The sequence below is a fragment of the Lentilactobacillus sp. SPB1-3 genome, from assembly GCF_026913205.2.
Lineage (GTDB): Bacteria > Bacillota > Bacilli > Lactobacillales > Lactobacillaceae > Lentilactobacillus > Lentilactobacillus terminaliae.
Genome location: NZ_CP168151.1, coordinates 1578229 through 1597748, shown reverse-complemented (window position 1 = coordinate 1597748; position 19520 = coordinate 1578229). Strand labels below are relative to the sequence as shown.

Below are 19520 nucleotides of genomic sequence, written 5' to 3'. Positions count from 1 at the left end.
AATCTGACATCAAATTGTTTGACACCATCCACAATAGATGGTTTAATGGTTTAAAATATTAAACCAAAGGAAAAATGATTATGCAAGACTTAAGTGTAATTCAATCTAAACTAACTAATTTAAGTGACTTTTTGGTTGCATTAGGCGATGAGAAACGCCAAGCAATTTTGATCGAATTGATGGCCGCAGAAAATGGTATTGAGGGTTTAAGAGTCACTGACCTAACTGAGGCGACTAATCTTTCACGGCCGGCAATTTCCCATCATATTAAGATTTTGATGCAAGCCAAATTAATTGAAAGACGCAGTGAAGGTACTAAGAATTACTATTATCTGTCGCATGATCTTACCCAAATCAATCAATTACAGGACCTGATCAGTAACGTAAAGACAATCATCAAGGAGAGTGGCCGAGAATGAAAAAAGTATTAATCGTGGAAACAAATGTAACTAGATACGCTGGCACACATGACGCTACTGGACTTTGGCTGGGAGAGGCCACTGAATTTGCTGAAGAGTTACAAAAGGAAGGCATTGAGGTGGATTATGTTAGTCCAAAGGGTGGTTTTGTGCCGCTTGATCCCCGAAGTATGAAGTACGTTGATGAATCAATTATGGAGTTTTATGAAACTTCCGACTTTAAGAATCGTGCTCTTAGTCAGACCATGAGACCCAGTGAGATTAATCCAGATGACTACTTCGCAATTTATTATGCGGGTGGGCACGGTGTGATGTGGGATTTCCCAGATAATCAAGAATTACAATCAATTGCGATGGCCATATATCATCAAAATGGTTATGTGACATCAGTTTGCCATGGAGTTGCCGGCCTATTGAATATCAAAGATAACAATAATGATTATTTGATCTCAGGTAAAACAATTACAGGATTTACCAAGAGTGAAGAGCTGTTAGCAGGTAAACGGTCGGTCGTCCCATTTTTTAACAAGGACGAAGCTGAAAAACGCGGAGCAACTTTTCAACAAAAACGGGCATATAAGGACTTCGCCATTCAAGATGGACATGTCATTACTGGTCAAAATCCGTTTTCTGCGCGTTCCGTTGCTAAGTTATTGATTAAAAACATTAAGTAATATTTTTTTGATTAAATGGTTCAAACGATTAAACTATTAAACGAATTTTCAAGGAGTAAATTAAATGCAAACAATTTTAGGTAGTAATGGCCAAATCGGTCACGAATTAGCTGAAGAATTATATCAAAACTATACGAAGGAACTCCGATTGGTTAGTCGACATCCCAAACAAATTCATCCCAGTGATCAGACTGTGGCTGCTAACTTGCTAGATTATAATGAAACATTAACCGCTATTGAAGGTAGTGAAATTGTCTACTTTACGGCTGGGTTACCTATGAACTCTGACATAATGGAGCAGCAATTTTTAGGGATGCTGGATAATGTGATTAAGGCTAGCAAACAAGCTCACAGTAAGTTAGTGTTTTTTGATAACACGTATATGTATCCTAAGACGGCGACACCTCAAACAGAAACTAGTCCAATTATTCATGAAGGCCGTAAATCAACTGTCCGAGCTAGAATGGCTGAAAGACTAGTTGCAGAAATTGAACTTGGCGAACTGCCAGTGGTAATCTGTCGTGCACCGGAATTCTATGGTCCAGATAATACCAAAAGTATTACTAACTCAATGATTTTCAATCGAATCAAAGCTGGGAAGCGAGCATTTGTACCTATCAATGATCAGGTGGTCCGGACATTGATCTGGACTCCAGATGCAAGTCGGGCCATGGCATTAATTGGTAATACTGATTCTGCATATGGTCAAACTTGGCATTTGCCAACACCTAAGGGAATTACTTATCAAGAAATGATCAACATCTCAGAACGAGTACTGGGGAAAAGGATTAAGTATTCTGTAGTTATAATGTGGACGTTTAAGTTAGGCAGTTGGTTCAATCCTGCGTTAAAAGAATCCTTAGAATTATTACCGCGATATCAGGTGGATAACGTTTTTCTATCTGATAAATTTCAGGAAGCATTTCCGGATTTTCAGATCACTTCCTTTGAAGAAGGTATCACCCAAATTTTGACTAAGTAAAAAACGTGAGTAACCAACAATAAATGTTGGTTGCTCACGTTTATTTAGTTAATATAAAACTTTTTGGTTTTGAATCGGCCATAGAAACCGATAGCAGAGACGACTAGCAATAAGCCAGTGACCACTAAAATCCATTTAATAGCTACCACATCAGCTAATGGTCCGAAGAATAGCATTGCAATTGGATAGATACCAGTTGAAACGATTTGAAGAATTGAAAATACTCGACCCATCCATTCATTGGGGACAGTTTCTTGGATGAGGATGTTAGTAGTACCTTGAATGATTGGCATGCAAATACCGGAACCAAACATAAAGACTAGGTATACCCAGAATGGTTTGACAACACCCATAGCAGCGAAACAGAATCCTGAGCCAATAAATCCTAAAGTAATCCATTTGATTTTATTATCGATTTTTGAATGCAAGGAGATGAAGATACCACCTAGAGCAGCACCAATCGTCCAGAATAATTCGTTAAAAGTTAGTAACCAAACGTTCGTGCCAAAGGTTCTCTTAACGAATAAAGTTGATAGTTGAGATGATGGGGCAATCAGTATGAATCCGACGACGGTAAACAGCATTAGTAAACTTAGACTACGATTATCAAAAGTATATCTGAGCCCTTTAGTAATTTGTGATAGTGAACCTTTAACCTCATTTTGACTAAACTTCTTAACTTCCGGTTCTTTGATCATTAACAAAACACCAATTCCACCAAGTGAAGTAATTAAATCGATTACGAAAACATAGATAATTCCTAAGTTTCCTAAAATATATCCACTAACAAGTGGTGAAATCAGTAGCAAAATAGAATTAGCAGTTTGATTGATTCCGTTCGCCTGAGTTAATCGATTTTTCGGCGTTAATTCAGGAAGTAACGAGTTTGCAACGGGAGTGGAGATTCCATTACCTAATGATCGAATGGCGGCAATCGCAAGTAGTAACCAGAGATTACGATCCAAAAAATAATAAATAATTGCAATCACGATCGTGAACACCGAGGTGAAGACACTGGCGATTACTAGCAAATCTCGACGTTTAAATCTATCAGACCAAGTTCCGGCCCACAGTGAAATCAGAATTTGTGGCAAAGTAGTTGCTAAGGTGGTTAACATCATCCAAGTGCCGGAAGATGACTTGAGAGCAATGTACCAAAGAATTGCGAAAAAGACAGCGGAAGAGCCAAACAGGAAAAAGTTTTGGGCTGCGATCAAGTAGCTCAAGTTGGCTTTCCAGTGATTTTGATCCGGTTGTTGTTCCATAATATTCAATCCCCACTTTAATATTGCTTTAGCATGAACTAATTGTAGCACTGGGAATTTGGAATATAAAAAAACTTGTCGTTTGGTTCGACAAGTGGTGGATCATTTTAAATGGGTGGTAATGTATTTTAATAATGATTTAGTCATGTCATTGATTTTCATTTTTTATGAAGACGTACTTCGTATCTGTTGAGCTCATCGAATCATACACATAATCAAGATGATTGAATTTCTTCAATTCGTTAACTTCCGTCAATTGGTTTTCAGCAGCGAATCGAACCATTTCACCACGAGCCATTTTGGCAAAAGTTGCTTGAGTTTTTAATTTACCATCTATGAGGCGACCAAACACAATATCGATGAAAGTATCAGCATCTGTCAGATAGGGGGTGATTGATTTTGAGTATTCTTGAGATGCGAGATTTATGATTGGTTCATGCCCATCAGATACTAAAGCCCGGTATAGCTTATCACCCCAGAATGAATAGAGATTTGCATGTGTGCCAACCGTTAACTTAGCCTGCATCTCTAAGCGATAGGGAACAATCCCATCAAATGGCGATAAGATGCCATAGAATCCAGATAGAATTCTTAAGTGGACTTGCAGATAGTATAATGCGGGACGGGTTAATAATCCTGGAGCCATATACTGGTATTGAATACCTGAATAGGCAATTACTGCAGGCGTTAATCGATTATGTAAATTAATTTGATTAAGTTTATTAAAATTCTCTTTGGTCAGCTTGTTACTGGTTTTCCATAATGATTTGGCATCAGATATAGATAATGTTTGTAATGAGTCCAAGATTTGCTGAGTTTCTTGTAAGTATTGTGGAAGATCAGTAACTTCAAAATCATCAAGATTAGTGACCATCTTCTTAGCAGGAGAAATAATAAATTTCATAGTGAGTTCCTTTAATAAATAATTTTGTAAAAGAAAAATGTAACCGTTTTCTATAAAGGGGTTGCATTTTAAAAAAAACTGTTTATAGTAGATAGTAACAGCAATGCAAACGTTTGCACAAACTATCTAAGGAGGAATTATTATGTTACTTGGAAGTGTCGAAGCAGGAGGAACCAAATTCGTCGTGGCAGTTGGTAATGAAGATTATCGGATTATTGATCAAGCTCAATTTCCAACCACAACTCCAGAGGAGACTCTTCAGAGAACGGTGGACTACTTTAAGCAATTTGACGATATCGCTGCCATTGCAATTTCGTCATTTGGACCCATTGAATTAAGAAAGAATGCTCCATATTATGGATACATTACTAATACTCCTAAACCTGGTTGGGCTCATACCGATTTTGTCGGCCGTATCAAACAAGATATTGATGTGCCAATTTACTTTACCACGGATGTGAATGGTTCAGCCTATGGTGAATATGTCATGGCAACGTTGTTTAACCAACATGTTGATTCACTTACATATTATACCATTGGTACTGGAGTTGGTGCAGGAACAGTTATTGGTGGCAACTTTGTTGGGGAACTTGGTCATCCTGAAGTCGGTCATGTTCGCCTAAAGCGTCATCCGGACGACCTTGACTTTGATGGGATTTGCCCATTTCATGGTGATTGTCTTGAGGGTCTAGTAGCGGGGCCAACCTTTGATGCCCGTTTGGGAAAACCAGGTAAGGATGTGCCATTAACTGATCATGTTTGGGATATCATGGCCTATTATGTAGCCCAAGCAGCCTTGCAAGTTACTTTGACCTTAAGACCAGGCAAAATCGTTTTTGGCGGCGGGGTAGTTAGTCCAGAATTCCTAATTAAGGTCCGGTCAGAATTCGCTAAGTTAATGAATAATTACGTTGACGTAGGCGACCTTGATGAATACATCGTCATGCCATTGGTTAAGAATAATGGTTCAGCAACTGTTGGGGACTTTGCGATGGCATTAAAGGAATTGAACAAGTAATTAGTTAAAGTAACGGGGGTGAAGTAATGTTAGAAAAAAGAACTATTAGCAGTGGTCGAACAATCTCAGCAACTCAATCAATTGCCTTTTTTGCGATTTCGTTATTACTAAATGCAGCGGGAAATGTCTTAACGTTAGCAACAAGTGCGAAAATTAATCCATCGTATTTAGGATCCGCATATTGGACAGCTGCTGAAGCCAATTTAAGCGTGGCATTTGGCTGGAATTTATTTTGGACGTTCTTGATTTTAGGGGTGCTAACGACTTTATTAAATGCTGCTTTAGTGGGTAAACTAGAATGGGGAAGAGCTTTAGGAAATTTAATCTTTATGGTGCCATTCTCAGCATTGATTCAAATATTTGAAAACTTTTTCATTGGTAAATACCCAATTTTTGGCGGTCTTCCGGATGCTAACTCAACTGGGATGATAATTTTTTACATTCTACTTAACTTTTTTGGGGTGGCGTTGATTGGAATTGCCATTTCGGTTTATCAACGGGCAAACGTTGTCTTGCATCCCGCAGATGATTTGATGCAGATTCTGCGATTTAAGTATTTTAAGGGTAATGCTAACTTAGCCATGTGGGCTTCATATATTCCACCAACAATCATGGCAATTATGGCATTTGCTATCACTAAGCAATTTACTAATTTCGGTTTAGGAACCATCTTTGCTTTTTTGTTCCAAGGAGGTATTACGGGAATTGCTGATAAGCATGTATTTCCAAAGTTAAAACATCAAGCGCTCAATGTTGGTAAATAAAAAATAAACGGGGAGAGATAAACAGTGGCTCATATTAAATTTGACAGTTCAAAATTATCTAAATTCGTTCATGACAATGAATTAGGTGAAATGCAAGCAATGGTAACAGCAGCAGATACAGAATTGCGCCAAGGTACTGGTGCTGGTAGCGATTTTCGGGATTGGTTAACCTTACCTAAGGATTTTGATAAGGATGAGTTTAACCGTATTAAGGCAGCAGCTAAGAAAATCCAGTCAGACTCTAAGGTATTAGTAGTCATCGGAATTGGCGGTTCGTATTTGGGGGCTAAAATGGCAATTGATTTTTTGCATGATGCTTTCTTTAATTATGTGCCGGACGATCAGCGTGTATTTCCACAAGTTTTCTTTGTTGGTAACTCACTTAGTTCGTCTTATGTGTATGATCTAATTAACTTGATCGGTAATCGAGATTTTTCAGTTAATGTGATTTCTAAATCAGGAACGACCACTGAGCCATCGATTGCTTTTAGAATCTTTAAAGAAAAGTTGATTGCCAAGTATGGCGAAGATGGAGCTAGTGAACGAATCTACGCCACGACTGATAAGCAACGGGGGGCTTTAAGACAAGAAGCAGATGCTCATGGATATGAATCATTTGTAATTCCGGATGGAGTTGGTGGCCGTTACTCAGTATTGACCCCAGTCGGTTTATTACCAATCGCGGTCTCTGGAGCCAATATTGATGACTTAATGAAGGGAGCAGCTGATGCGGCAACTGAATATACCAATTCTGATTTAACTAAAAATGAAGCTTATCAGTACGCAGCATATCGGAATATTTTGTATCGCAAGGGCTATACAACTGAGCTGCTTGAAAATTATGAGCCTAACATGATGTATCTATCTGAATGGTGGAAACAATTAATGGGTGAATCAGAAGGGAAGGATCAAAAGGGCATTTATCCATCATCGGCTAACTTTTCAACTGATTTACACTCACTAGGTCAATATATCCAAGATGGATTACGGAATTTGATGGAGACCGTTGTTAAGGTTGATCGACCAAATCATGATATGGATATTCCTCAAGAGACTGAAAATCTTGACGGCTTGCAGTATTTGGAAGGTAAGACAATGGACTTTGCCAATACCAAGGCCTTTGAAGGGGTAACTTTAGCTCACACTGACGGTAACGTACCAAATATGAGCGTTCATATTCCTGATCAGTCAGCATATACGCTGGGATACCTAATCTATTTCTTTGAAATTTCAGTATCGATTTCTGGTTACTTGAATGGAATTAATCCGTTTAATCAACCAGGAGTTGAGGCATACAAGACCAATATGTTTGCTTTGCTTGGAAAGCCTGGTTTTGAGGAACTTGGCAAGGAGTTAAATCAAAGACTTTAATTAGGGGACGTTGAATGATGAATGAACCACTGTTTATGGTACCAGTATTGCATGAAAAAATTTGGGGCGGTGATCAGCTAAAAAAGCAATTTGGATATGATATCCCGTCACCCAAAACAGGTGAGGCCTGGGGTATTAGTGCACACAAAAATGGATTAACGACGATAGCCAACGGGGAATATGCTGGAGTTAAGCTCGTTGATGTGTGGCGAAAACATCCAGAGCTATTTGCAGATATGGATACTACGAAGCCATTTCCGTTAATGGTGAAAATTTTGGACGCACATGCTGATCTATCAATTCAAGTTCATCCAAACGATGCTTATGCTAAGAAACATGAGGGACCAAGGGAACTTGGCAAGACTGAATGCTGGTATGTATTATCAGCCACACTTGGAGCAAGCATTTATTATGGTCACACAGCAACCACTAAGTCTGAATTACGTGAGATGGTGCAAACTGGAAATTGGCAAAAGCTGCTTAAACGTAAGGTTGTCAAAGCAGGAGATTTTATTTATGTACCCTCAGGAACAATTCACGCACTAGGAGCTGGAGTGGTCGTATTGGAACCTCAACGGAGTTCTGACACAACTTACCGATTGTATGACTTTGATCGAATTGATCAGACTACGGGTAAGAAACGGTCGTTGGATTGGGATAAGGCAATGGATGTCACAACGGTACCATTCACAGAACCGGTTGTTGAACAGGAAACAATTGAAGAAAAGAATTTCCAACAAACCCAGTTAATTGATTCGCCAGACTTTATCGTTAACCGACTAAGAATTAAAGCAGACAAAACTATTTCAAAAACTCAGCCGAAAGATTCATTCACATTAGCATCAGTGGTGGATGGCTCAGGTGAGATTATTAAAGATGGTCATAAGTCGACGCTGAATAAGGGGGATCATTTTATTATTCCGTCTAATTTTGGTGATTATGAAATCGAAGGATCCGAATTAGAGATAGTTACTACTGAGCCCGGTGAAAAAATTAAACAAATCGGTTAACTTAAAAAAGCGCTACTGAGTAAATTCTCAGTGGCGCTTTTGTATTTCGGTTAGATATTAAATTACCACATCAAAGTGATAGTTAGTCATTGCAGTGCCACGGTCGTGAACAACTCCCCAACCAAGTGGCGTTTTAACTTTGGTTCCGAATTTGTATGAACGGGGTGCTGAAACAATCACGTATCCGTGTTTGTCATAACCACCATGATTTCTGGTACCATCAGCGAAACGACTTCCTGAATAGTAGGTCCATTTCTTGCCATGGTATTTAACTACGCCACGGAATCTGAATTGGTGTTTAGTGACGTAAGCTTTTCCACGGGGGTTTTTCTTTTTAGCTTGGACTGTTGTAACAGAATTAGTAACCATTGGTGTAATAATCGTGCCAACGTTAATCCCAAAGATGATGGTTAATAGAATGATGCCTTTTTTAAAATTCATATTGTTTTTAAATTTCCCCTGCTTTAAGTAATTACAAGTGCTAATTGTAATGGAAGTTAATTACTAACAGGTTACAGAGCTTGGACAATGCCATTAAGAAAGAAAAAAAGGATGCTTCATTTGCCTAAATATGATTCAGGTAAATGAAGCATCCTTATGACTATCTAAATAGAGATAGTGGCGATCTTAAACGGGTTTTGTAGTTTTCCCAAAACACAGCCCTAAAAGTAGATGTTGATTCTAAATCCACTCGATGGTTATCCGAAAAGACAAAGGGCTGTTTTTTACTATTTTCATTGCGGAGCCTATGATGTTTGAGTTGAACGTAGGTAACCAACCCAATCAGCACAATATAGAGCACCGCTAGCAAAATTATTGCACTTAAATATATCATTTTTCACACCTCAAGAAATCTATTATTTCATGGAAATCGCTAACATTTCAAGAGTATTTTGTGAATTATTATTTCATGCTGGCAGCCATTTTGATACCGGCACTAGCAGAGTTGGCCTTTAGCGTATAAACCACAGAGCCTTTTTGGAAGGTGATAGTCTGGTTTAAACCAGTTGTATCACCAGCGAACAAAGCAACCGTGCCCAGGGTCTCTGGTGCAGGTAAGGAATACTTTTCAAACATGTTAACCGCGGAAACAGCAGTAAATTTAGGGTTCGTGTGATTCACACGGCTGCCGTGAACTGAAATTGACCAACGACCTTCGTTCCACGAGATATATTCTTGGCCAGCTCCGGATTGCGTTCTACCAGTGATTGAGTGACCCAAGTTAATTTTTGGTAGACCTTCTGTTGAACTTGCAGGTTGGAAATTGATACTTTCCTTGGCTGCTGAAGAATTAGTGTAAGTTTTCTTAGTTAAAGTGGCATAAGTGTTGTTAGAAATTTTGTTCGAATTAAGTGGTAGCGCGTGATTATCAAGCGTATAAACAATTTTTAGGTTGTTTGAATTACCAGTTTCTTTTGCGTTGACGGTGTGATCATTGGTTAAACCACTAGTTTGAGGAAGCAATGTGTTGTTGAACTTCTTACTTAATTGTTGAGTTAATGACATAAAATGATTGTCGCTCTTGGATGAACTGCTAGGAGCCTTTGAGTTTAGTTGGGTCTTTGAGTCGCTTTGATAGTTTTTAGTTTGTTTGCTTTGGTTCGTTGAGCATCCCGTTAATACTAATGCTAAAGTGGCGGCAGCAACGATTTTAGATAGTTTCATTGTAATCCTCCATTATTCAGTAATGTATGCTTTGTTAGCTGTGATGTAGTGACCATCTGAAGTACTAAAGTAATATGAGCCGGTTGAACGTTGATGAATGCCACTAATGGTTATTTGGGTTCCAGCAGGCACCTTTTTCTCCCGGTTGTTCGTGTTGAAAGTGGTCGAGTTGTAAAGGTAAATTGTTTTGGTAGCAGTGACCTTAGGAATACTAGTTTGGTAATAAGCCGAGTCGTTCAGTGCAGTATGTAGTTCAGTGTCACCTACCCACCAAGAAATTGGCTTATCTGAATTAAGAATGGTGCTTGCGTCGATAGATTCTTTTAAAGCAGGCACGTATTTCTTGTTAGAGTATTGCCATAAATCAGTGGTGATCGTTGGTCGAGCAGAGTAGTTTGCAATCCATTGAGCATCAAATTTTTGACGAGCTGAATTGGCATATGTGGTGGCAAATGACTGATATGAATAAAAAATTAGTTTCTTATCAGTTAAAGAACGCATTTGATTGTACCAAGCTTTGACGGCATTGTTGGTGGTACCGGAATGCACATCATTTTCTTCGAAATCTAATACATAAAACTTGGCATTTTTGTTTGAATTGGCGTAAAAGGTCTTAGCCTCAGTTTTGGCGCTTGCAGCACTAGTAAATGTGGAGTAATCATATTCACCAAATGGAATGCCGTATTTTACATAAAGATTAGTGTTATTAGTGGCATATTTATCCTGATAGTTGGCTCCATATTGACGCCTGTTAATAATAAATGATACCTGATTTTTTAGATTGGCAACTTTAGTACTGGTTAATTTTCCTTGCCATTCTGAAATGTCAGGAATAATCGTCGTATCAGCTTTAGAACTAATTTGAGCAGTGATCGACAAAGTGAAAATTAGCGCACCTAAAAATGCTAGCCACGCGGTAAAGGTTCTTTTCGTATGCATGTTTATCCTCCATTAAAATGTTTGTGAAATTGATGATTCAAATTGCGTCACTTCCTAAATTAAACCAGAATTGGTTGAGTATCAATGGTTCTGTCCAAAATGTTATCAGTTTGCAATAAACGTTTCCTTCAGAACTTTGGTGAGGCAAACACATACCCGTGTTGTCGTAATCTCTTAATGAATAATATTTTCTTTTTTAAATGTCGCAATGTAGAATTAAGTTAAATATTTCAATTAAGGATGGTTAGCATATGGCACTTATAATTTCCGGGTTACTGCTTTCAATTATCGCGGGTCTTTTACTGCGAAAAGATAGGAGAAATTTTTTTGCTGGTTTAATTCTGTTTGGCGGATTGTTACTGATACTTTTGTCCAGTGTTATCAGTATATTGAATGCCATAGTGGGAATGGCACCAGAAAGTACCGAAGCGGTTGTTTTATTCATTTTGATTGGGATGATTGGTTTTCCAATTTTGGCTGGTGCTGCGCTGATTATTAATAGTCGAGTGATGGAGGTTAAAGAAGGCAAGAGTTTAACTGCTAAATTGTCGCTGATTTTTGGTTTGAACTTAATTGTCATTGTTTTACTTGGATACTTGGTCCTGAAGTATGCAAGTGCGTGGCCCACAGCGATTGTGGCAGTCATGTTCTGGACTTTGATGGTCGATATCTCGCTGACCTTCATTTTTATGGGATATTTATTTTATTCATTTATGTATCAGATGTTCCCAGTTAAATATCCTGCTGATTATGTGATTACATTAGGGGCGGGGGTCAGATCAGATGAAGTTTCTCCATTATTAAAGAGTCGCCTCGATCGAGCCATTCAATATTTTAAAAACTTTTCCACTAATAATTCCCATATGATTCCTAGTGGAGGACAGGGCCCTGATGAACCTTACTCAGAGGCATATGTTATGGCTAAATATTTAAAAAATAACTCTATTCCTGAAGAAAGAATTATATTAGAAGATAAATCTACATCGACTTATGAAAATATGTTATTTTCAAAGCATAAGATTGAGGCAGATTGGCAAGAACAAGGACAAAGTGGAACTCCCAAAATTGTTTTCTCTACCAATAACTATCATGTTCTGCGAGGAGCAATTTATGCTAAACGCGCAGGATTGAATGCACAAGGGGTAGGAGCGCCAACTTCATTTTATTTTCTGCCTAGCGCCATGTTGCGTGAATACATTGCCATTCTTTCAATTTATCGTAAAACGACTTTTGGAATCGGCATCTTTTGGGCGTTAATATCCGCGCTATTTTTCATTCGATAAGGAGAAGCACATGAAGAGAAGAAACGTCATTATAAGTTTAGTGGTGGTCATCGTAGTATTTTTAGGATTATTCACTGCTGGATATGCTTGGTACTTAAAAAATTATGGTGGGATTCCATACTACACACAGATTACTACCAAGGGAGAAAGAATCAGTGCCTCATATAAGCAATATAAGTATGACCAATTTGGGTACGATAAAGACGGCCATCAGCTTCGCTTGAAGTTCACCAGTGGCCCAGTTATGAGACCTTTAAAAATGGGTGCTTATCTGAAAGTTAGTTATAACCAAAAACGAAGCCAAGTTATTTCTTGGGAAAAGGTATCTAAGAGTGACGTGCCATCAAAGGCGTTGACCAAATTAGATTAAAGAAAAAAGCCGTTCAACCATCCAGCTACTAGGCTGATGATCGAACGGCTTTTATAATTTAATTACTTGGTACCTTTTTGGCGCTTAACGTCGTGTAAGGCCTTTAAAGCACGCTTACGTGTTTTGATGTTAGGACTCTTTAATTTACGATATGAAGATGCTTGATCTAATTTTTCCATGAGATTCCCTCCGTTAAATAGTAATTATTACTGTTTAAATATAAGGGTCATGGCACTAAATGTCAATCATTATTAATTAAAGAACATTTTGAGACGTCAAAAGAGTAAATATTTTCAGAAAATATTAAGTTCTATTTTGAAAGTCAAACTTACCGGACTCTTGTGATATCATTGTTTTTGTCACGTAGGGGGTTAAGACTGTGAAAAAAGTTAAACTAGTTGTTGGAATCGTTTTTGTGCTATGTGCATTGGTAATCTCATATCAATCGTCCCTAGTTAATGCCACATTATCATTTGCTAATTCTACAGGCAGTCAACGAGACCTTTTTGGACTATACTTTGGGGTACTAATCGCGTTAGCCGGCTTGATTGAAATTATTTTTAGAAATACCAAAAGACGAATAATCAAATGGTTGCCAACAGTTATTACGATTTTAGCACTGATTGCAACAATGTTTGATAAAAATAAAAACTTCCCCGATTTAAAAATATGGGGAATTATAGTTGTGATTGCCAGCCTTGGAATTCTCGCTGGTGATTTGTACACGGAGCCACTCCCTAATGATGAGGATAGCTATATTCAAGAAATTGAATCAACTAAACCCGAGGATGAAAGCAGCCGTCTAATAAAATATCAAAACAATAACTGGGTTACTACCAACAAGTCATGGTGGTTGATTTTGATTGCCAATCTTTGCTTTTTAATCGTGGCAATGGTCATTGGTTTTACCATGATTAATAGTTCACTGCACGGTGCATTGATGAGTAAAACTAGTGATTCTTCTATCGCGACTGAAGATGAGGCAATGTCATCTGCTAACATTAGTGATCCTAATAATGTCGGTCACGCTCCGCTGAGAAAAGTTGGCCAATATTTTTACAGTGACCATTATGGGAAAATTTCCTTATTGGGTTTGTCGAACAATGTGAAGCATTCACCCAGTGTTGCCCAAGTCAGCACAACGATTAACTACGTAAAAATAGCAACTAATAAACCATTAAATGCCGATCAAAAATTTAATTCAGGCAACGATTTCGATACTAACGAAATTAATGGCCCCTACACCTATTTAAAGGCTCAATATACGGTAACCAATAATTCTGACCGTTCAATTATCGTTGGTGGACTAAAACAAATTGTGTTGCCTGATCAAAAGCAAATTAACAGCAGTGACAGAACGGTTATTGATAGCGGTCAAGGTGAGGAATTAGCCCCTGATGCAAAGCGCAGTTATTATTTACATGTTTTGTTAGATAGAAAATCTGATACCTTTAGACCAAGTTATGTTCGTCTTTATTTTTCTGAGACAAGTGATTCTGATTCCTTCGTTATTCGAGGGAGTCAATTCGATGTTACAATGCCAATCAATTATAAAAGTTAAAGAAAAAACGTGGTGCTCACAAGAGCACCACGTTTTTAATTAGAAACATATTACATAAAGATACCTTTGAATGCGAAAACAGCTGCGATACCTGCAATAATTGGGGCAACAACTGGGACCCAAGAGTAATGCCACATTGATTCACCCTTATTTTTAAGTGGATAAAGGGCATGGACAATCCGAGGTCCTAAATCTCTAGCAGGATTTAAAGCAGGGCCAGTTGCTCCACCAAGTGAAACGACCAAGGTCATTACTAAGAATCCAAGGGTAAAGTTGGCTAATCCAATGTTTGCTTTAAATGCAATATCGTGGGTAATAGCTAACGCGCCAAAAATTAGGATAAATGTGCCGACAAACTCGTTGATGAATCCATCTCGGTTTGAATCAGCATTATCGATTGTTGCAAAGGTTCCTAAAATAGCACGGGGATTTTCGGTTTGATCATAGTAGGGTTTGTAACTCCAAACTACGACCAATTGACCAAACATTGCGCCTAGAACTTGAGCGATAATGTATGGAAGGACGTCACTCCAAGGAAATAGACCATTTAGGGCCATTGCAATGGTCAAGGCCGGGTTGATTTGCGCTCCAGATACTGTGGCAAACATCATTGCAGGAATCATAACTCCGGCACCATATCCAAGACCGATTAAAATCCAACCGCCGTTATTTCCTTTAGTACCTTTTAAATCTACATTGGCTACGGAGCCGTTACCTAAAATTACCAGCAAGGCAGTACCAATAAATTCAGCAATTACTCGGATGAGTAGGCTGTATGTCATTGTCTTCACTCTTTTCTAATTGTTTTTTCAGAAGAACCATTAGTTAATGAAGCACTTGATAGTCTCAAAAATATTTAAATTGCAAATTCAATACATAAAGTGCGTTAGAAATAAAAAAGTCAGTGCGAAGGCATAGCCTGGGCCACTGACATCTATCAAATGATTTAATGTTAATTTCTAAGATTCAATCTGAAGTTATCATGACAATATAAAAGTATACCAGCAACTGCTACTAATATAAATGACAACTAATTTACAAATTATTAAATTATAAAAAATTAGCTTGCAAAATCTATTTATTGGTTTAGAGTAATAGGCTGTGTACAACCTATTAGAACGCAATTATATAACTTATTAGTAATACTAATCGGCTCTAGTTAAGCTAACTGTTAATACGTTATCTGGCGTTGTATCATAACTTGCTAAGATTCCGTTGACGACATCTGAAGCTTTACCATGGGTTGACGTGGAACGATGATAGGTATTGATCCAAGTTCCTAATGCATCTAACCCAAATTCGAAGCCTTCAAAGACTTGCATATAAGTCGATGACGCTGGCTCGGGCGTAACAATGGTAACTTTAGTGACTCGCTGGTCTTTGATGATGATTGTCATTTTAATGACGTCGGTGTTAAAAACGGTTTGTTCACCATCGGCCAATGTTGTCGGCAACTTGTATTCTTGAATTCGCATGTTGTTGTTATATGCATCGGACACGTATTCGTAAGTTCCTAAATCGTGTTCCCCTAACTGTTGTGACATAATAAAATCCCCCTTTAATAAATCTACACAAATTATAACTAATTTTACTTTGTGGCGGTATTATTTTGGCTTTTGAATAGCCGAGGGAAATAGTTGATTGATAGATCTTGGAATTTATATTAGGTAGGTTATAGATGTGTTCATAAAACTGACTGATGATTTGATTACTGCAACAATAATTATTTTGATGTTTTTTGCAGCAGTCACAATAATGTATATTATTTATTCGAAAAATTACGATCGCCAACGCAAGTCTGGCCCGCATGGAAAACTGAAATTTTTCGGACAACCACAGTTTGATAACCAAGGAAAACTTTTGGGTTATGAATTGTTGTTACGAGAAATGAATGAATCAGGTCAATGGCAGGTTCCGTGGCGACCTAATTTGTTAACTTTAAAGCAATTCCTAGACTTAATGAGGGAAGCTGTTAGATCAATCCCTAAGGGACAGGACGTTGCTGTTAATTTATCTAAAGAACAGTTACTAAATCCAAGCTTTGAGCCTTTTATCAAGTCAGTTATCAGTATTAATCCAGATCATCAGGTCGTGATCGAAACTGATTTATCCAACCTGGCTAGTAGGCGCGAGCAAGCGTTATTACAACGAATTCGTTCGGCTCGTTCACTTGGTGCCAAGTTAAGTGTTGATTCTGTTGGTACGACGATGAAAGAATATAATCAATTAAACGCCTTCGTTGGTTCGATCGATTATATTAAATGTTCTATGGATGAGTATCGAAAAAGCACTCCAGATCAGTGGCTGGACGTTAATTTAGGTTCTTGGGTGGCATTTGCCAAGCAACATGGGATTGTTTTAGTTTTAGCCAAAGTAGAAACTGGTGCAGACTATGGATTGGCGAAACAGCTGGGAATTAATTATGTTCAAGGCTATTACACAGGTAAGCCAATGGAAATCGAAGATGGGGTTTTGGCTGATGAATGAGAATAAGAATCAAAGTAATTATATCGACGAATTTTTCGAGTCAGGGAATTTGGGACTTAAAATTAAACAAACGTTCATGGCTGATTTTGGGTGGTTAGGAGTTTTGTTACCAATTACAGTGGTAGTGATTGCTAGTACTCACCGTTATTTAAGGATTTTCGGTATCGGATTGCGATTAAACAGTCTTGTTTCATTTGAAATATTTTTACTAATTATTTTGGCATTCGCTTTCGTTATCATAGGTGGATTTTCGTTGTCGATGGCGATTATTCAGCATGAGAGAAGTAAACATTATCTAAATAATTGGCCGAATTTTGACCCAATTAAACGAGAAGTGGTCATTAACAAAATGGAAGATTTTGCTACTGAAAAATATGGTGATCAGCAATATAGACAAAGTGTTCGGTCTTTAGTTATTCCCAAGGAGCAAAATATAGAAAATGGTACATTGATAAATCTGGTTAAAGCGATAGATGAAGAAGGCAAGGAAGAATAATTATGGGACATATGGGGTTAATACAGTGGGGAGTGCTGATATTGTCGCTTTACCCAATTTTAGGAGCCTTTTTTTGGTTTTGGGGTGCGATAATGTATCGCATCTTAAATCGTGATGATCAATCAGTTAAATCTATTGATGAAGACTATGAGCCGTTGATTACGATTATGATACCGGCACATAATGAAGAAATTATGATAGAACACACGCTGAATTATTTACTTAATGACTTGAATTATTTACTTAATGACTTGAATTATTCTAACTACGAGATACTAGTAATGGATGATGGTTCAACAGATGATACGCCAAAGACTCTTGCAGAAATACAAACTCGTTATGATAATCTAAGAGTAATTAGAATAGATGATAATAAAGGCAAAGCCCATGCTTTTAACGTGGGCATGTTTTTTGCAAAGGGTGAGTACATCTTAAGTAATGATGCCGATACTTTGCCTGAACCAGATGCGTTGAAAAAGTATATGGGATACTTTACTCATGATTCAGATATTAATACGGCTGCGGTGACCGCAAACATGGATGTCCAAAACCGAACGACGATTTTGGGTAAATCACAAACGGTTGAGTTTTCAAGTATTGTGGGAATTATTAAAAGAAGCCAAAGTGCAATCAATAATTCAATGTATGCGTATAGTGGTGCCAACACGATGTATAAAAAAGCTGCTTTGTTTGAAGTGGGAGGATTTAGGCAGGATCGGGCAACGGAAGATATCAGTATTGCTTGGGATCAACATTTAAAAGGAACGGTTCCAAAGTTTGCTCCAGAAATCATGTTTAATATGACGGTCCCAGAAAAAATTGGTGAGCTATTTCGCCAACGAAGTCGTTGGGCAAAAGGTGGAACTGAGGTTTGGCTAACAAATATCATGGCATTTATTAGACACCCAATCAAAAATAAATATCAATTCACGATGTTTTTAGACTCCACGCTATCGATTTTGTGGTCATTCTTTTTTGTTATTTCAACTTTAGTTTTTATCGCGATCATTGGTAAGTTACTGATTATAGGAAGTTATCAACATATATTGATGTATTTGATGTTTTCGTGCGTTATGATTGTCAGTGAATCGATCGCTGGTGGTCTTCAGTTACTTACAGCGTTAATCCTTGATTTTAATGGTGCCAAGATGAAGTACTGGATTTTCGCACCAATTTATACGTTGATCTACTGGATTATTAATCCGTTGACCTTGGTATGGACATTTCCGGGAGCAGTTAAAACAATTTTAGGTCGTGGGAGTGGTACCTGGGTTAGTCCTGAAAGAAAATAAATATTTTAAAAGTTAATTAATAAGCCTGCTAAAAAAATTTAGCTGGCTTATTTACTAGGTTTGCTGGTAACATTAATAGGTCGTTTTTTGTAATTGAAAATAAATTGTCCACAACCGTTGATTGACTTTGAAATGATTCGGATATACTATATATAGTGTTGTTTTTAGTAACACGACACTATATATAGTATGAAGGCTGCAGCCCAACTAATTATTGGGAGTGGAAAATTTGGATAATACAGTAGCAACAAAAGAGAAACATAATTTAATTACTTATTTTAAATGGTTAGTGCAACAAGTTAAAGGTTGGCCTCAACAAAATTATTATTTATTCTGGTTCTCAATGGGTCTACAAATCATGACCCTAGTCTCTAATCCCATCACTCCGTTGGCATTTATTACCTTCATTGGGACAACTTTAGGGGTCTTATGTATTTTATCGATCAACGCGGCTAAAGCAGTTAACGGTTGGTTAGGAATCTTATCATCAATCTGTTTTATTTATGCTGGTTGGACTGCCAAAAATTATTTATCTATCTTTGAGCAACTTGCTTACATCGCAACTCTTGACTTGCCAGTATTGCTTGCAGTTAAGGCATGGAACGATGATACAGTGAATAATTTGCGAAAATTTGGTGCTAAACAATGGGTAATTTCTATCGCCGGAACCATTGTGGTTTACCTTATTTCTGGTTGGTTAATTGGTCATTTGACTAATGATCCCCGACCTTACGTGGATGCATTGAGCTTTTCAGTTAGTTTAACTGCTGGAATTATGTGCTTCATGCGTTATAGCAATCAGTATTTCTGGTGGTTATTCTCAGGAATCTTCCAATTGATTCTGTGGGGAATTACGTTTAGTCAGGGTGATGCAACCTTGGCCATGGCTGTGAATTCAGCAGTATATGTTGTTAATGATATCTTGGCATTTACTGTTAGTCCATGGTTTAACAAAGGCCGCAAACGCCAAGGATTGGATGAAATTAAATAATCTAGCAATAAATAGATGCTACCGTTATT

22 protein-coding genes are annotated in these 19520 nt (G+C 37.8%); 14 read left to right on the top strand and 8 right to left on the bottom strand.

Features of this window, described 5'->3' with window-relative positions:
• The first annotated feature begins 80 nt into the window (after positions 1 to 80).
• From O0236_RS08505 to O0236_RS08495, 3 genes are all read left to right on the top strand, one after another.
• A complete protein-coding gene (locus tag O0236_RS08505; protein ID WP_268913635.1) occupies positions 81 to 419 on the top strand; it encodes an ArsR/SmtB family transcription factor in 339 nt (112 codons plus the stop codon).
• Entirely contained in the window at positions 416 to 1093 is a 678-nt protein-coding gene (locus O0236_RS08500; RefSeq protein ID WP_268913636.1) for a type 1 glutamine amidotransferase domain-containing protein, read from the top strand. Before O0236_RS08505 ends, O0236_RS08500 begins: the two co-directional genes overlap by 4 nt.
• A gap of 64 nt (positions 1094 to 1157) precedes the next feature.
• Positions 1158 to 2075 (top strand): NAD-dependent epimerase/dehydratase family protein, encoded by a 918-nt coding sequence (locus O0236_RS08495; protein ID WP_268913637.1) that lies wholly within the window; start codon positions 1158 to 1160, stop codon positions 2073 to 2075.
• 44 nt (positions 2076 to 2119) lie between these two features.
• On the opposite strand, the gene O0236_RS08490 is transcribed toward O0236_RS08495, so the two are convergent.
• Together O0236_RS08490 and yaaA are read right to left on the bottom strand one after the other, a co-directional pair.
• Complete coding sequence (locus O0236_RS08490; protein WP_268913638.1) at positions 2120 to 3340, bottom strand: MFS transporter; 1221 nt, start codon at positions 3338 to 3340, stop codon at positions 2120 to 2122.
• 148 nt (positions 3341 to 3488) lie between these two features.
• Positions 3489 to 4244 carry a peroxide stress protein YaaA gene (yaaA, locus tag O0236_RS08485; RefSeq protein WP_268913639.1) on the bottom strand — a complete coding sequence of 252 codons (756 nt, stop codon included), beginning with the start codon at positions 4242 to 4244 and terminating at the stop codon, positions 3489 to 3491.
• A gap of 142 nt (positions 4245 to 4386) precedes the next feature.
• On the opposite strand from yaaA, the gene scrK reads away from it, so the two are divergent.
• Genes scrK through manA form a run of 4 tightly spaced genes read left to right on the top strand, consistent with a single transcriptional unit; the run spans position 4387 to position 8407 of the window.
• Positions 4387 to 5262 (top strand): fructokinase ScrK, encoded by an 876-nt coding sequence (gene scrK, locus O0236_RS08480; protein WP_268913640.1) that lies wholly within the window; start codon positions 4387 to 4389, stop codon positions 5260 to 5262.
• Positions 5263 to 5288: 26 nt separating this feature from the next.
• Positions 5289 to 6026 (top strand): fructose permease, encoded by a 738-nt coding sequence (locus tag O0236_RS08475; RefSeq protein ID WP_268913642.1) that lies wholly within the window; start codon positions 5289 to 5291, stop codon positions 6024 to 6026.
• A gap of 24 nt (positions 6027 to 6050) precedes the next feature.
• Positions 6051 to 7397 (top strand): glucose-6-phosphate isomerase, encoded by a 1347-nt coding sequence (locus O0236_RS08470; RefSeq protein WP_268913644.1) that lies wholly within the window; start codon positions 6051 to 6053, stop codon positions 7395 to 7397.
• Between the two features lie 14 nt (positions 7398 to 7411).
• Positions 7412 to 8407, top strand: coding sequence for a mannose-6-phosphate isomerase, class I (gene manA, locus O0236_RS08465; protein WP_329608924.1), 996 nt, complete (start codon positions 7412 to 7414; stop codon positions 8405 to 8407).
• A gap of 57 nt (positions 8408 to 8464) precedes the next feature.
• Here manA and O0236_RS08460 read toward each other — a convergent pair whose 3' ends face one another.
• The 3 genes from O0236_RS08460 to O0236_RS08450 all read right to left on the bottom strand — a co-directional run bounded on the left by O0236_RS08460 (position 8465) and on the right by O0236_RS08450 (position 11011).
• Positions 8465 to 8848 (bottom strand): hypothetical protein, encoded by a 384-nt coding sequence (locus O0236_RS08460; protein ID WP_268913646.1) that lies wholly within the window; start codon positions 8846 to 8848, stop codon positions 8465 to 8467.
• Between the two features lie 462 nt (positions 8849 to 9310).
• Complete coding sequence (locus O0236_RS08455) at positions 9311 to 10072, bottom strand: hypothetical protein (protein ID WP_268913648.1); 762 nt, start codon at positions 10070 to 10072, stop codon at positions 9311 to 9313.
• 12 nt (positions 10073 to 10084) lie between these two features.
• Positions 10085 to 11011, bottom strand: coding sequence for a GH25 family lysozyme (locus O0236_RS08450; protein ID WP_372791262.1), 927 nt, complete (start codon positions 11009 to 11011; stop codon positions 10085 to 10087).
• A gap of 251 nt (positions 11012 to 11262) precedes the next feature.
• Here O0236_RS08450 and O0236_RS08445 point away from each other — a divergent pair, with 251 nt between their 5' ends.
• Positions 11263 to 12294, top strand: a complete 1032-nt coding sequence (locus O0236_RS08445; protein ID WP_268913650.1) for a YdcF family protein — start codon at positions 11263 to 11265, stop codon at positions 12292 to 12294.
• 10 nt (positions 12295 to 12304) lie between these two features.
• On the top strand, positions 12305 to 12664 hold the full coding sequence (locus O0236_RS08440) for a YxeA family protein (RefSeq protein ID WP_268913651.1): 360 nt from the start codon (positions 12305 to 12307) through the stop codon (positions 12662 to 12664).
• A gap of 62 nt (positions 12665 to 12726) precedes the next feature.
• Here O0236_RS08440 and O0236_RS08435 read toward each other — a convergent pair whose 3' ends face one another.
• Positions 12727 to 12843 (bottom strand): putative metal homeostasis protein, encoded by a 117-nt coding sequence (locus tag O0236_RS08435; RefSeq protein WP_268913653.1) that lies wholly within the window; start codon positions 12841 to 12843, stop codon positions 12727 to 12729.
• A gap of 200 nt (positions 12844 to 13043) precedes the next feature.
• Between O0236_RS08435 and O0236_RS08430 the strand changes: the two genes are divergently transcribed.
• Complete coding sequence (locus O0236_RS08430; RefSeq protein ID WP_268913655.1) at positions 13044 to 14225, top strand: hypothetical protein; 1182 nt, start codon at positions 13044 to 13046, stop codon at positions 14223 to 14225.
• Positions 14226 to 14275: 50 nt separating this feature from the next.
• Here O0236_RS08430 and O0236_RS08425 read toward each other — a convergent pair whose 3' ends face one another.
• Positions 14276 to 15007 (bottom strand): MIP/aquaporin family protein, encoded by a 732-nt coding sequence (locus tag O0236_RS08425; RefSeq protein ID WP_268913656.1) that lies wholly within the window; start codon positions 15005 to 15007, stop codon positions 14276 to 14278.
• A gap of 363 nt (positions 15008 to 15370) precedes the next feature.
• The gene (locus O0236_RS08420; protein WP_268913658.1) at positions 15371 to 15769 is read right to left on the bottom strand and encodes a hypothetical protein; all 399 of its coding nucleotides are present in this window, start codon (positions 15767 to 15769) and stop codon (positions 15371 to 15373) included.
• Between the two features lie 136 nt (positions 15770 to 15905).
• Here O0236_RS08420 and O0236_RS08415 point away from each other — a divergent pair, with 136 nt between their 5' ends.
• The 4 genes from O0236_RS08415 (at position 15906) to pnuC (ending at position 19491) form a co-directional block, all read left to right on the top strand.
• A complete protein-coding gene (locus O0236_RS08415) occupies positions 15906 to 16712 on the top strand; it encodes an EAL domain-containing protein (RefSeq protein WP_268913660.1) in 807 nt (268 codons plus the stop codon).
• The gene (locus O0236_RS08410; RefSeq protein WP_268913662.1) at positions 16705 to 17208 is read left to right on the top strand and encodes a hypothetical protein; all 504 of its coding nucleotides are present in this window, start codon (positions 16705 to 16707) and stop codon (positions 17206 to 17208) included. The genes O0236_RS08415 and O0236_RS08410 overlap by 8 nt, the downstream gene beginning before the upstream one ends.
• Before the next feature lie 2 nt (positions 17209 to 17210).
• Entirely contained in the window at positions 17211 to 18500 is a 1290-nt protein-coding gene (locus tag O0236_RS08405; protein WP_268913664.1) for a glycosyltransferase, read from the top strand.
• A gap of 229 nt (positions 18501 to 18729) precedes the next feature.
• On the top strand, positions 18730 to 19491 hold the full coding sequence (gene pnuC, locus O0236_RS08400) for a nicotinamide riboside transporter PnuC (RefSeq protein ID WP_268913665.1): 762 nt from the start codon (positions 18730 to 18732) through the stop codon (positions 19489 to 19491).
• Positions 19492 to 19520 lie beyond the last annotated feature (29 nt).